We start from the raw sequence: 12,557 nt of genomic DNA, 5'->3' as shown, positions 1-12,557 counted from the left end.
TTCTGCATATGGGACGGCCTTCTCATATGGGGCGGTATTTGGCCTGTCACTAGTCACTGGTCACTGCTCACTGCTCACTGCTCACTGCGCCTCGGCCGTTGCATCACTCGGTCGCCGTTATATCACTCCAATGGAGCGGGCCAACAACAAGGTGACGAAGGTCGCCAGGGCCAAGGGGTACCAGGGCGCGGCGCTCGCTCTCCGCAGCCACATGAGCATGCGAGACGCGCCGACAGTGGGCGCTGTGACCAACGGGTAGCACAATGGCAGTGCCAAGCCGACGCCGACTACCCAAAGCCCTAGCCCCACCATCAACACACGAGCAGGCAGTGTCAGACCACTGATCAGCCAGGGCTCCAGCAGCAGCCACACCGCCAGCAAGGCGGAGGCGCCCAGCGCTAAGGCTGCCATCCCCCAAGGCACGTTGGAGACGCCCAGCAACCGGCTTCGGTTACGTCTGATCACAATGCCGCCCCCGCCATTGGTAGATGATTACCTCACAGTGAAGACGATTTCCGTCCGTTCAGCGAGGTTTCGCGTGGGCCACCCGTTGCCATTGCCCAGGTGTCCCCTGCTCGCCTGAGGCGTCGTCCACGGCAATTGACCGCCCCGTGTTGGCTTTCTCACTGCTATCCCCTGGTCTTCTAGTCCCTGGCCTTCTGGCACCTGGCCTTCTGACCTCTAGCGTTTGCCCCTCGGGCCGTCGCTCCTGCGCCGTGGACTCAGCTTTTGTCTCGTGGCACTCCGCTGTTTGGCCCGTCACACACCCCAAATGTGCAAAAAAGTTGTACAGATTTGATTCAGTGACACGGTACCAGCTCGTTAGTTCCATAGTTTTTCGCTAGTTATCCCTATCGACTCGATTATTTATTTCTACAAGACATTTAGAAACACTGTTCGTAAACTGTGCCCTGTACAACATAGCTTCACCTTTCGAAGCCATAGGATCATCAAGGAGGTCCACCATGAAAATGACACGACTGATGGGAACCGCTGCTCTTCTCGCCACCACTGCTTTTGCTGCGCAGTCCGCCATGGCCTACCAGGCTGGTGACTTCTATGTGCGCGGTGGCTTTGAGAAGGCCGATCCCACTTCAGACAATGGTGACATCGCTGGTCAGGACATTGATGTCTCCGAAGAGAATGGATTTGCCTATGGCGCAGGTTACCTGTTCCACGACAAGTTCGGCGTCGAGCTGAACGGCTCCGAAGCCATGGAGCATGATATTGCTGTCGGCGGCGGCAACATTGGTAGCGTGGACCGCACCCCGGTCAACCTGATGCTCAACTACTACCCGCTGGGTGGCGTCGAAAACGCCCGTGTTCACCCCTACGTTGGCGTGGGCATGAACTACACCCACTTCTCGGACGAGAGCTTCAACGCCGAATTGGATAGCTCCTATGGCGCAGCCGCACAGGTTGGTCTTGACCTGAGCGTCACTGACAACCTGCTGGTGGGCACCTACGCACGCTACGCTGACGTCGACTCCGATATCGAAGTGAATGGCAGCGACGTCGGCGAAGCCGAAATCGATCCGATGACCATCGGTGCAGGCGTCACCTACCGCTTCTAACCAGAAGTAATTGAAAGACAGCGTCTGATTTCCATAGATCGCTGACACCACGGCGCCTGGCTTTCCAGGCGCCGTTTTCGTTGGCCAATCCATTGGCATGAACCGAAAGAGGTATTGAGGCAGGTCAATAACTGCATTCTCACTACAGCATAGACTGGCTCACATCGGGTCCGCCCATTCGCCAGTACGCAAGGAGAACTGCATGCGCCATCCCCTGGTCACTACCGCACTGATTGCCACCCTTGGCTCCGCTGCCCTCGTCAGCACACAAGCGCTTGCCGACTATGGCAAGGGCGACTTCTATACCCGCGTCGGTGTGGCCAAGGTCAAGCCTGACTCCGACAACGGTTCCTTGATGGGCGGCACCATGGACACCGATGTCCATGACGACAACGGTTTTGCCTTCACCCTCGGCTACCGCTTCCACGACAAGTTTGGCGTCGAACTGCTGGCCGCCGAGCCGTTCGAACACGACGTGGACCTGAACGTGGGTGGCAACGATATTGGCGCGAGCGTCGAGCATCTGCCGCCGACTCTGACCGTGCAATACTATCCCTTCGGTGGCACCGCTTCCCGTGTCCAGCCCTATGCCGGCATCGGCGTCAACTACACCCACTTCTCTGATGAAGACATCGACCTTCAGGGTGCTGACCTGGACCTGAAAGAGTCCTGGGGCTGGGCTGGCCAGGCGGGACTGGACCTGCTGATCGACGATCACTGGGCGGCCAACATGGCGGTGTGGTACCTGGATATCGACAGCGACGTCGATCTCAACGGCGAGGATATCGGCGAGATCGAGGTGGACCCCTACGTGATCATGGCCGGCATCAGCTACCGCTTCTGATCCAGAGCACGTCCGCATACATGCAGCGCCCGCTCCTGCCAGGCAGGCGCGGGCGCTGTGCTGTCGATGCCAGTGGCTGAGCCTGCGTGAAGCTCGAGCGAGGCAGCGGCTCTAGCGGGGATGGTGGCGAGAAAGTCCCAACCGCCCCAGGGTGGCATCATCGAGGTGCTCGACGGCCTCCACCGCTGCCAGCGCCTGGTGGTAGCCCTCGCTCAGGAAGTCACGACCGGCCAGCAGGTGCTCGAGGTACTCGCGGGCGGGCTTGAGCCCCTCCCCCTGGCGCTCGGCGCTGGCGATATACACCCAGGCATCGATCACCCCCTCGGCCGTCTGCAGTGGCAAGCGCTGGCGCGTGTATTCCTGGGGATAGCCTTCGAAGGGATCCATGGACGCGATCTGCTCAGGCACCATCAGCTCGAACAGAGCCCCTTCTACGCGCTCGCCAGCGGCGGGCACCACATTGGCGTGGGCGATTCCCGGTACTTTCGAGGCCTTGTTGAAACGCAGGGCGTATCCCTCAAGGGTCGCAGGCAACACGCGTCGCGTGTCTCCGATACGGGCCTCGACCCGTGCCAGGTTCATGTTACTGCCGTAGGCAAAGTACCAGGGCACGTTTCGCTCCTCATCATCTACGCATGAGTGTTCATGACAGCGTCGGCTGACCTACTGGACACTCTCTAGACCACTACCTAAAACGCTATCTAGAACACTATCTAGAACAGTATCCGCATCACGGTGCGCACCGGCGATACTCGCTCTGCCGAGGCTGGTGCGGTCTCAGTTGTCGGTGATTAAACGGTCAATATCTTCCACCACCTTGCGCAGCAACACGCGATCCTGAGCGCTGGCCCCTTCCTGAATCAGATAGGCATCTACCGCAGGAGCGACATCACAGCTGGCGGGCAGCGCTGCCTGTTGATCTACCAGCACCTCAAGGCGTGCAATGAACACAAAGCGCAGCCATTGGGGCAGTGACATGGTGTCGATACAAAACGGCTGCTGACTGTTGAATGCCGCCGGCGCAGGCTTGTCCATGCGCCACATGTTGGCGGCTTTCATGGTGGCCTGAAGCTCCCTCAGGGCCGCGGCAAGATCATCATGTACAGTGGGTTCGGTCGGCATGCAGCCTCCCTGTCGTTAAAAATGAATAAAGATGGGGCTCTGAAGCCAATGGACCGGCCCGCCCTAGCCGGGCGAGAGTGCGTCATCCGCAGGCAGCACCTTGCGTAGAAAATCGCGGGTCCGCGGATCCTGGGGCGATGTAAACAGCACCGAGGGTGGCCCCTGCTCGATAATGCGCCCACCTTCCATGAACACCACACGATCGGCCACGTCCCTCGCGAATGCCATCTCGTGGGTCACCACCAGCATGGTCTGTCGCTCCCGGGCCAGCTGCTTCATCAGTGCGAGCACTTCATCTACCCATTCAGGGTCCAGTGACGAGGTCGGTTCATCGAACAGAATGACCTCTGCCTGGGCGGCCATGGCACGGCCAATACCCACGCGCTGCTGCTGCCCTCCAGAAAGCGATGCCGGATAGGCATCCGCCTTTTCCGCCATGCCGATGCGCTCGAGAATCTCGCGGGCACGGGCGTGGGCCTTGGCCTTGGGCCAGCGGTTGACGACAATCAAGCCCTCCGCGATGTTCTCCAGGGCAGTCTTGTTGGCGAACAGCGCGTAGTTCTGAAAGACGAAGGCAGTCCTGCGTCGAACTTCCAGGATGGAGGACTTGCTGGCAGATGCCAGGTCCAGGCTCAGCGAGCCCAGGGTAAGGCGTCCGCCATCAGGCCGCTCAAGAAAGTTGAGGCATCGCAGCAAGGTCGACTTGCCGGTACCGGACGGCCCGATGACCACGATAATCTCGCCCTGCTCGATGTTCAGGTCGATGCCATCAAGCACTCGCGTATCACCGAAGCGCTTGCTTAGCTGTTCTATCTTGATCATCGCCGATAGGCCTCATTGAGTCGGTATTCGAGACGTCGCTGCAACCACGCCAGCGCCTCCACGATGGCCCAATAAATCAGCGCGACGGTGATAAAGGCTTCGAAGTACAGAAAACTGCCCGCCGCCTCTTTCTGGGTGGCTCCCATCAGCTCGGTAACGCCGAGGGTAAACGCCAGCGAGGTCGCCTTGATCATGTCGATGAAATAGTTCATCAACGTCGGCACGGCGATGCGAGTTGCCTGGGGCAACACGATCCGACGCATCAGCTGTCCATTGGTCATGCCTATCGACAGCGCGGCTTCGGTCTGGCTGCGGTCGACGCCGACAATGGCGGCACGTATGGACTCTGCCATATACGCGGAAAAATGCAGGGTCAGCCCCATAATGGTCGCGGTAATGCCATCAATAGCGGTCAGAAAGGACAGCGCTTGGGGCAGCCCGTAATAGAACAGGAAAAGCTGCACCAGCAGCGGCGTACCTCGAAAGAACGAGATAAACCACAGCGTCAATCCATTGAGCACCGGTATCTTGAGGACCCGAACCACCGCCAGCAGACTGGCAAGGGCCAGGGCCAGCACCATTCCAGCCAATGCCATGCCTAGCGTCAGCGGCAGATAGCTCAACAGAATGGGCACCAGCCCAAGCATGTAATCGAGATCGAGGAGCTTCATGTGCTGGCCACCCTCACTCAGGGCGTGGTGATGTCGGCATCAAACCAGCGCTGTGAAATCTCGCCCAGAGTGCCATTGTCACGCAGGGTCTCGAGCGCCTGATCCACCTGATCCCGCAGTGCCTCGTCTTCCTGGCGGAAGGGAAGCGCATTGCGAATCTCGGAAAACGGCTTGCCGGCGAGGGCCAACGGCAGCGGTTTCTCCTTGATCACCTGGGTCGCACTGACGCGGTCCATGACAAAGGCATCAACACGCCCGAGCGCGGTGTCCTGCTCGATATTGCTTTCGTAGGTGCGAATGTCCACCTCGTCAGCGAAAGGGAGCTCACGCAACAGCTGCTCGTAATTGGACCCCAGGTTGACGGCGACCGTCTTGCCTGCCAGGTCCTCGACACCGGTCACCTCGTCATTACCTTCCCGGGTAACCACCTGGGCGCCATCGTAGACATAGGGCGACGTGAACAGATACTTCTGTTCGCGCTCCTCAGTGATGGTGATCTGGTTGGCGATGGTGTCGATACGGCCCGACTCCAGCATGCCAAAGAGGCCTGAGAAATTGGCAGTGACAAACTCAACCTCAACGCCCATTTCGTCGGCCACCGCCTCCATGACGTCGACCTCGAATCCCTTCAGGGTGTCCTGTTCGACAAAGGTGAAGGGGAAATAACCACCCGACATGCCCACCTTGAGCGGATCAGCGTAGGCATTGCTGGCGAGACCGAGAGCACCAGCGATAGCGAGAGATGCGGCCAGTTGGCGAACCATGGACGACTCCTTCAAGACAGTAATGGACAGCAAAGGGAGAGACAGTTGGAGGCAACCTGAACAATTTCAACCAACGGCCCACCCTCGCCTCAGCATAATTTGGAATAAACGACCCCCATTATATTCCATTTAGATAGCAGACGCAGTGGAAAAGCTGCCTAGCAGCCATAGCTTGCGGCTATGACCAGGAGACAACAGCCCTCCTGGCAACGCCTATCGCCTGGTCGGTCCCGCCCACAGCATCGACCTGGGACATCACAGCGGAGGAGCTATACGTGAAGAGACACCTGATGGAGCCTCCGGCAGCAGTGGTTAGGCGGCAAGAGCAGCCTTATCACTATCAACAGCGACAGGCATGACACCCACAGGGACCAGCGACCGCTTTCATGCACAGAAGCCCTGCATGTCCCTGTGGATAACCGCTGAACAGACTGGCACAGCGCGCTACTGGCGGCCTTTAGCGGCAGCTGGTCAAAAAATCGCCAGCGGATCGTGCCACCATGTATTCCATAGCGGTAAATTTAGCGGTCAGACGGCTGACAGACCTGCCGCTGCACGATAGAGTGCACGCTGATCTTCCGGAGCGACCATGCAAGCGATCCACTCTCTTCACGACTTCTTCCGCCTCACCGGTGCCGATGTGCATCTTTACCATATGGGGCGTCGCGTACATCCTTGCTCACTGGACACCCTGGCTGACTTCGAGGCCGGCGATGTGCCCTGGCCAGAACCCTGGCAAGGCAAGGCCAGGCTGGCCATGGTCTTCCGCCTTGGCGACATGCAGGACCCATTGATCTGGTTTCTGGCCCTTCCGCTGGATGAGCAGGGCTTGTTGGATGCGGCTCAACGGGATGCTTTTCTGGAGCGCCTGCTATCGACCCTGGGGCGAAGCGCCGAGCAACTTGAGTCATCGGCCGAGGACGAGATTGACAACCTGATGAAGGACAATCCGCTGGCCTTCACGCCGTCACTGGCTTTCCAGGCGGTGTTGCACGCCCGCGCCAGCGCCGAGCTCGAGCGCCCCGCCAGCGAACACCTCGAGCCCGTCGAGGCCTTCTTCACCGGACAGGCCGGCCATGATTGGCAGGCACTGGGACTGCAAGGCCTTGCCGACTACGTGGTGCGACTGTCCACTGACACAGAGCGTCAGCTGCGCCATGCAATCCCGCAGCTGCACAGCGAAGTACTGACATCGCTATGCTACTGTCTGGAACATGTCGCCATCGATGAGGCCGTGGCAGACAGCCTGCGGCAACGGGGCGAGCAAGCTGCCCGTGACGGCGATATCGAGACCTACTGCGCCTGCATCAGGGCCGTCGGTGGAGGTTCCCGTCGGGTTGCTGCCGACTGGTTCGATCAACTACTGGCCGACCGCCATGCCTGCGGTCCCGATGCGCTGGCGGCCATGGCCGCGCGCGGATGGCAACATCTAGAGGACGCCGAACGCCTGCCCCGCTTTCTCGAGCGACTGGCAGCCAACGAGGATGCCGACTTTATGGCACTCGCCAGGGACCTGGCACAGATCCCGCGGCTACGCCTGCCGGTGCTGATGACCCTGCGCCAGGCACCTGAGGGCTCAGCGACTGCCAGCCGCCTGGCAATCGTCAAGGGACGCCAGGGTCATTGAGCTGCCCACTGGTGTGTTCGGGTTACCCCTACAAGGAGACGATATGAAGGACCTGCCCTTTCAGGCACAAGCGGTTGTCGGTCGTCGCGAGATGGTGATCCTGCCGGACCTGCACCTGCATCTGTGTGCCAAGGTGGATACCGGCGCACGCACATCAGCCTTGCATGCCGAGGACATCGAGTCCTTCGAGGAAGACGATATTCTGTGGGTCAGCTTCGTCAGTCGCGCGGGCGGGCCTGATAGCCCGGCGCACCAATACCGCATGCACTTGCATGACCGGCGCAAGGTCACCAGCTCCAATGGTCACGCTGAGTGGCGCTACTTCGTGCGCACACGCATGCAGATGGGGGACCTGGAGTTTCCCGTCGAGCTGTCGCTGACCGACAGGCGCAATATGCGCCACCCCATGCTTCTGGGACGCCGTGCCCTACGCCGCCTGCTGGTGGCGCCGGGTGCCACTTTCCTTCACGGCGAACCCTGACGGTTCCACCGCCCCAGCTCTGGAGACTCGCACATGCACATCGCACTGCTGTCCCGCAATCGCAATCTCTACTCCACCCGTCGTCTGGTGGAAGCCGCCGAACAGCGCGGCCACACAGCACGCGTCGTGGATACCCTGCGCTGCTACATGAGCATCGCCTCGCACCACCCCTCCATTCATTACAAGGGGGAAGAGCTGGAGCCCTTCGACGCCGTCATCCCCCGGATCGGCTCGTCGGTCACCTTTTATGGATGTGCGGTCCTGCGACAGTTCGAGATGATGAACGTCACCGTTCTCAACGACAGCGTCGGGATCACTCGCTCACGCGACAAGCTACGCTCGTTGCAGCTGTTGTCCCGCAAGGGGATCGGCCTGCCGGTGACTGGCTTTGCCCACTCGCCGGACGACATTCCCGACCTGATCACCATGGTCAAGGGCGCTCCACTGGTCATCAAGCTGCTGGAAGGGACCCAGGGAATTGGTGTGGTCCTGGCGGAGACCAACCAGGCCGCTGAATCGGTGATTCAGGCCTTCATGGGAATGAAGGCCAATATCATGGTGCAGGAGTACATCAAGGAAGCCAGGGGCGCCGACATCCGCTGCTTTGTGATCGGCGACAAGGTGGTGGCGGCCATGAAGCGTCAGGCCGCCGAGGGTGAGTTCCGTTCCAACCTGCACCGTGGCGGCAGCGCCAGCGTCATCCGCATCACACCGGAAGAGCGTTCCACCGCGATCCGTGCTGCCAAGTCCATGGGCCTGCGCGTCGCTGGGGTAGATCTGCTGCGGTCCAACCACGGTCCCGTAGTCATGGAGGTGAACTCCTCTCCGGGCCTGCAAGGCATCGAGACGGCAACCGGCAAGGACATCGCCGGCCTGGTCATTGAACACCTCGAGAAGAGCGCCACCGCAAGACCGAGGACACGGGCCCCCGCCAAACCGAAAGGCTGAGGACGTCACGCCGATGACGACCTGAACGCCGGGCACCACAAGGGCGACCGCATCAGCGGTCGCCCTTGTGTTATCCGCATCCCAGATCCCGGGTAGCCGAAAGCATGATCGCCTTGATCACGTGAGGACGCCCAGGCTACCTATTTCGCGCGACTTCGCCGTCCCTAAAGGCGACATTTCCGCAAATAGTCGACGCTATATCTTACAAAGATAGACGAAGGTCGCAGTCAATTGCGCAGCGCGGCAAGAATCATAAATATTTGACAGATTAGGGGTGGCAAAACTCGTGTCAGAGCCCCACAATTTGCGTCACCGGAGGAGGTGACGCGCATGTTTCTCGATAATCGCCAGGTGGCGATGGACAGCCTGCTGGAAGCCCTGGCAGACAGCATTGACTATTTCCAGGACAACCTCGAGCGCCTGCGGCCGTCGCTGCGCGACGCGCTGGAGCCCCATTTCGAGACGCGTAAGAAGACCATGCGCGAGCTACAGAGCCTGGCCCGCGAACACCTGGATCTTCTGCCTCGCGATGCCGACGTGGAACGCGACGACTACATGTGGTTATGGAGTCGCCTCAAAAGCTTTGTCGGCAACGATTCTCAGGTCCTGATCAACGAACTGCTGGAGCAGGAGCGCGTGCTCATGCAGTCCCTGTCGACGCTGTTCACCCATCCCCTGCCGGCCCCCATCGAGCCGGTGCTGGACAGCATCTGGAAAGGTTGTCGCGCACTGATTCGCGAGCTCTACGACCTGCAGAAGTCGACAACCCCACGCCGTCAGACTGGACGCAAGCCCAACCGCGCAGGCTCTCGTCCGGGCAAGCGCTGATCGCTCAGCGCTTGTCCCCCATGGCGGATGTCCCGTCATGCACCAGCGCGTATCTTAGCGCCCAGCTGGCGCTGACTCCTCGGCCTGGTCGACGGGGTCGACATGAGCGTCAGCGTAGGAACTGGCAGGAGACGTTCGGCGAGAATCGACGCCAGACGTGTCTGCCGGCTCGCTGAGCAGTGCCGGCACTTCCTCGTCTGATATCCCGACTTCCAGCGCATCCTCAATGATGTCGTGGAGATCTCGAGCATCGGGTGACGCTTCCGGGGGAACGATACTCAGCGGCTCCAGGGGGCCCAGAAAACGAGGCTCCCGATCCCACAGGTAGAGGTCACCCAAGGTTGCCACCCGAGCCACCCACTCCCTGAGAATGAGCCACCAGGTATTTTCTCTCTCCGGTGCGGGACACCCCGCCACCTCAAGCCCCAGCGCATCGCCGATAAACAGCGCTCGCGGCAGGTGCCAGTCCTGGGTAATCAGCAGCGCGCGCTTGACCTCGAACACGTCACGCGCTCGGGCCAGCGTGTCGAAGGTGCTGAATCCGGCGTAATCCAGCGTCATGTCCACTTCACGGACACCCCGCTCCTTGAGGTCTCGCCACATCGTCACCGGCTCATTGTAATAGCGCGTCGAGTTGTCACCCGATACCAGCAGGTGCCGCAAGACTCCGTCATTCATCAACCGGGCCGCTGCAATCATCCGCCCCTCGAAATGAGGATTTCGCGCTCCGCTACGGGTCCAGTGGGACGTGCCGAAGACAATCCCGACTTGATGGGGTCGACACTCTGCCAGGCTGGGGGCGATCCGCTGGCGGGTGGACATGACCATCCAGGCGTTGGCCGCCACGAAGGCCAGCGCCAGCAGCAGTGCCAGGCTGCCAAGCACCAGTAATAGACGACGAAAGATGCTCAGCAGCGAATCGCGCATGGCAGTTCCAAGTAACAGCGGGAGCCCGGATCCGATCCAGCGCTGGGGCGAAGATCAGAACATGCCAAGTTCGAGCTTGGCTTCGTCGGTCATCATCTCACGACTCCAGGGGGGATCGAACACAATCTCGGTATGCACTTTCGAGATCTGAGGCGCCCCCAGAATCTTGTTGCGCGCATCCGCAGCAATCACGTCACCCATGCCACAGCCGGGCGCGGTCAGCGTCATGCGAATGGTCACGATTCGCTCACCGCTGATCAGCCGCTCTATGCGGCAACCATAGACCAACCCAAGATCCACAATGTTGACCGGGATTTCAGGGTCGAAGCAGGTACGCAGCTGCTCCCACACGAAGGCCTCGATGGCGTCATCATCCTCTGCGGGATCCAGGGTCGGTCGCGGCAACGATTCGAGCCCTACCGCATCGAGATTGGCGCCTTCAATGAGATACAGACGCCCTTCATAGGCGACACTGACCGTGCTGCCCTTGGCCTGCATCACCGAGACAACACTGTCTTCGTTGAGTGTTACGGTCTTGCCGAAAGGGATCGAGATGACGTCCACGTCTCGCTGCAGCGGCAGCTGCTGCCCCTTGCTCAATTGAGCAATCTGATCGTACTCGCTCATGCACATCCTTAGCTGGCGATGCCAGTCACTCCGGTCGATGGACCTGGGCCACGCGACGCACCCAGGTCCATGACCCTGTCAACGCAACATGCTGATGACGCGATCCAGGCTCTCGACCAGCACATCGATCTCTTCGGGGGTGTTGTAGGCAGCGAAGGAGGCGCGACAGGTCGCATCGACACCAAACTGCGCCAGCAACGGCTGCGCACAATGGTGCCCGGTGCGAATGGCGACACCCAACTGATCGATCAACAGGCCGATATCCTGGCTATGCACACCGTCCACCACAAAGGACAGCACTCCGGCCTTGTCAGGGGCCGTCCCCAGGATGCGCAGACCGTCAATGGCCCCCACACTGAGGGTGGCATGCTCCAGCAAGCGCTGCTCCCAGGCACCAATGTGCTCAAGACCAATGCCGTTGACCCACTCGATCGCCTTGCCAAGGGCAATGACCTCGGCAATCGCGGGAGTCCCCGCTTCGAACTTGTGGGGTATCGCTGCAAAGGTGGTCGGGGCGTCGAAGGATACGGTAGCGATCATCTCACCACCGCCCTGCCAGGGTGGCATGGTTTCAAGCAACGACTCACGGCCATAGAGCACACCCGCACCGGTTGGCCCGTACACCTTATGCCCGGAAAACGCGTAGAAGTCAGCGTCGATCGCCTGAACGTCGATGGGCTGGTGCGGTGCCGCCTGAGCGCCATCCACCAGAATCAAGGCACCGTGGTCATGAGCCACGCGCGCCATGTCGGCGACGGGGTTGACCGTCCCCAACGCGTTGGACACGTGATTGACCGCCACTAGTCGCGTGCGCTCACCGATCAGGTCCTGATACGCCTGCTGGTCGAGCACACCACGCTCATCGACCGGAATCACCTTGATGGTGAAACCTTTTTCGGCAGACAGCAGCTGCCAGGGCACGATGTTGGAGTGGTGCTCGAGCTGGGACACCAGCACTTCATCACCAGGTCCCAGGTTCGCCCGACCCCAGCTCTGGGCAACCAGGTTGATCGCCTCGGTCGTGCCGCGAGTGAACACCATTTGACGCGTGCTGGGCGCATTGATGAAGGCTCGGACCGTTTCTCGGCTGCCTTCATAGGCGGCAGTCGCCTCGTCCGCCAGGGTGTGCAAGCCCCGATGGATATTGGCGTTGATCTGGCGATAGTAGTGATCAAAGGTCTCGATCACCTGCCGCGGCGTCTGGCTGGTCGCCGCATTGTCCAGATACACCAGTGGCTTGCCGTGAACCTCCCGATCAAGGATCGGGAAGTCACTGCGGACACGGGCCACATCGAGCAACAGATCGCTGAAGTGGGTCATGC

15 protein-coding genes are annotated in these 12,557 nt (G+C 60.4%); 6 read left to right on the top strand and 9 right to left on the bottom strand.

Annotated features, from left to right (window positions below; translation table 11 throughout):
- Nucleotides 1-117: 117 nt before the first annotated feature.
- Complete coding sequence (locus KUV41_RS16095) at nucleotides 118-411, bottom strand: hypothetical protein (RefSeq protein WP_222238741.1); 294 nt, start codon at nucleotides 409-411, stop codon at nucleotides 118-120.
- Between the two features lie 554 nt (nucleotides 412-965).
- Here KUV41_RS16095 and KUV41_RS16090 point away from each other — a divergent pair.
- Nucleotides 966-1,574, top strand: coding sequence for an OmpW/AlkL family protein (locus tag KUV41_RS16090; RefSeq protein WP_206943560.1), 609 nt, complete (start codon nucleotides 966-968; stop codon nucleotides 1,572-1,574).
- Between the two features lie 202 nt (nucleotides 1,575-1,776).
- Nucleotides 1,777-2,418, top strand: a complete 642-nt coding sequence (locus KUV41_RS16085; protein WP_222486756.1) for an OmpW/AlkL family protein — start codon at nucleotides 1,777-1,779, stop codon at nucleotides 2,416-2,418.
- 111 nt (nucleotides 2,419-2,529) lie between these two features.
- Here KUV41_RS16085 and KUV41_RS16080 read toward each other — a convergent pair whose 3' ends face one another.
- From KUV41_RS16080 to KUV41_RS16060, 5 genes are all read right to left on the bottom strand, one after another.
- Nucleotides 2,530-3,030 (bottom strand): gamma-glutamylcyclotransferase family protein, encoded by a 501-nt coding sequence (locus KUV41_RS16080; protein WP_222486289.1) that lies wholly within the window; start codon nucleotides 3,028-3,030, stop codon nucleotides 2,530-2,532.
- Between the two features lie 165 nt (nucleotides 3,031-3,195).
- Nucleotides 3,196-3,540 carry a YqcC family protein gene (locus KUV41_RS16075; protein WP_222486755.1) on the bottom strand — a complete coding sequence of 115 codons (345 nt, stop codon included), beginning with the start codon at nucleotides 3,538-3,540 and terminating at the stop codon, nucleotides 3,196-3,198.
- 63 nt (nucleotides 3,541-3,603) lie between these two features.
- Entirely contained in the window at nucleotides 3,604-4,362 is a 759-nt protein-coding gene (locus tag KUV41_RS16070; protein WP_222486754.1) for an amino acid ABC transporter ATP-binding protein, read from the bottom strand.
- Nucleotides 4,359-5,033 (bottom strand): amino acid ABC transporter permease, encoded by a 675-nt coding sequence (locus tag KUV41_RS16065; RefSeq protein ID WP_206943566.1) that lies wholly within the window; start codon nucleotides 5,031-5,033, stop codon nucleotides 4,359-4,361. The genes KUV41_RS16070 and KUV41_RS16065 overlap by 4 nt, the downstream gene beginning before the upstream one ends.
- 17 nt (nucleotides 5,034-5,050) lie before the next feature.
- On the bottom strand, nucleotides 5,051-5,797 hold the full coding sequence (locus KUV41_RS16060; RefSeq protein ID WP_206943567.1) for an amino acid ABC transporter substrate-binding protein: 747 nt from the start codon (nucleotides 5,795-5,797) through the stop codon (nucleotides 5,051-5,053).
- Nucleotides 5,798-6,386: 589 nt separating this feature from the next.
- On the opposite strand from KUV41_RS16060, the gene KUV41_RS16055 reads away from it, so the two are divergent.
- The 4 genes from KUV41_RS16055 to KUV41_RS16040 all read left to right on the top strand — a co-directional run bounded on the left by KUV41_RS16055 (nucleotide 6,387) and on the right by KUV41_RS16040 (nucleotide 9,681).
- Nucleotides 6,387-7,424: a DUF3549 family protein gene (locus tag KUV41_RS16055; RefSeq protein ID WP_222486753.1), complete on the top strand. Its 1,038-nt coding sequence runs from the start codon at nucleotides 6,387-6,389 to the stop codon at nucleotides 7,422-7,424.
- Nucleotides 7,425-7,467: 43 nt separating this feature from the next.
- Nucleotides 7,468-7,905, top strand: coding sequence for an ATP-dependent zinc protease (locus KUV41_RS16050; protein WP_206943569.1), 438 nt, complete (start codon nucleotides 7,468-7,470; stop codon nucleotides 7,903-7,905).
- Nucleotides 7,906-7,938: 33 nt separating this feature from the next.
- Complete coding sequence (gene rimK, locus KUV41_RS16045; RefSeq protein ID WP_206943570.1) at nucleotides 7,939-8,853, top strand: 30S ribosomal protein S6--L-glutamate ligase; 915 nt, start codon at nucleotides 7,939-7,941, stop codon at nucleotides 8,851-8,853.
- 330 nt (nucleotides 8,854-9,183) lie between these two features.
- A complete protein-coding gene (locus KUV41_RS16040) occupies nucleotides 9,184-9,681 on the top strand; it encodes a hypothetical protein (protein ID WP_206943572.1) in 498 nt (165 codons plus the stop codon).
- A 54-nt stretch (nucleotides 9,682-9,735) separates the two neighbouring features.
- On the opposite strand, the gene KUV41_RS16035 is transcribed toward KUV41_RS16040, so the two are convergent.
- The 3 genes from KUV41_RS16035 to KUV41_RS16025 form a co-directional block, all read right to left on the bottom strand.
- On the bottom strand, nucleotides 9,736-10,608 hold the full coding sequence (locus tag KUV41_RS16035) for a vancomycin high temperature exclusion protein (RefSeq protein WP_222486752.1): 873 nt from the start codon (nucleotides 10,606-10,608) through the stop codon (nucleotides 9,736-9,738).
- Nucleotides 10,609-10,662: 54 nt separating this feature from the next.
- Nucleotides 10,663-11,235, bottom strand: coding sequence for a putative Fe-S cluster assembly protein SufT (gene sufT, locus KUV41_RS16030; RefSeq protein ID WP_222486751.1), 573 nt, complete (start codon nucleotides 11,233-11,235; stop codon nucleotides 10,663-10,665).
- 78 nt (nucleotides 11,236-11,313) lie between these two features.
- Entirely contained in the window at nucleotides 11,314-12,555 is a 1,242-nt protein-coding gene (locus tag KUV41_RS16025; RefSeq protein WP_222486750.1) for a cysteine desulfurase, read from the bottom strand.
- Nucleotides 12,556-12,557: the final 2 nt, after the last annotated feature.

The sequence above is a fragment of the Halomonas sp. DP8Y7-1 genome (assembly GCF_019801685.1).
GTDB lineage: Bacteria > Pseudomonadota > Gammaproteobacteria > Pseudomonadales > Halomonadaceae > Halomonas > Halomonas litopenaei_A.
This window is presented reverse-complemented; position numbering and strand designations above follow the sequence as displayed.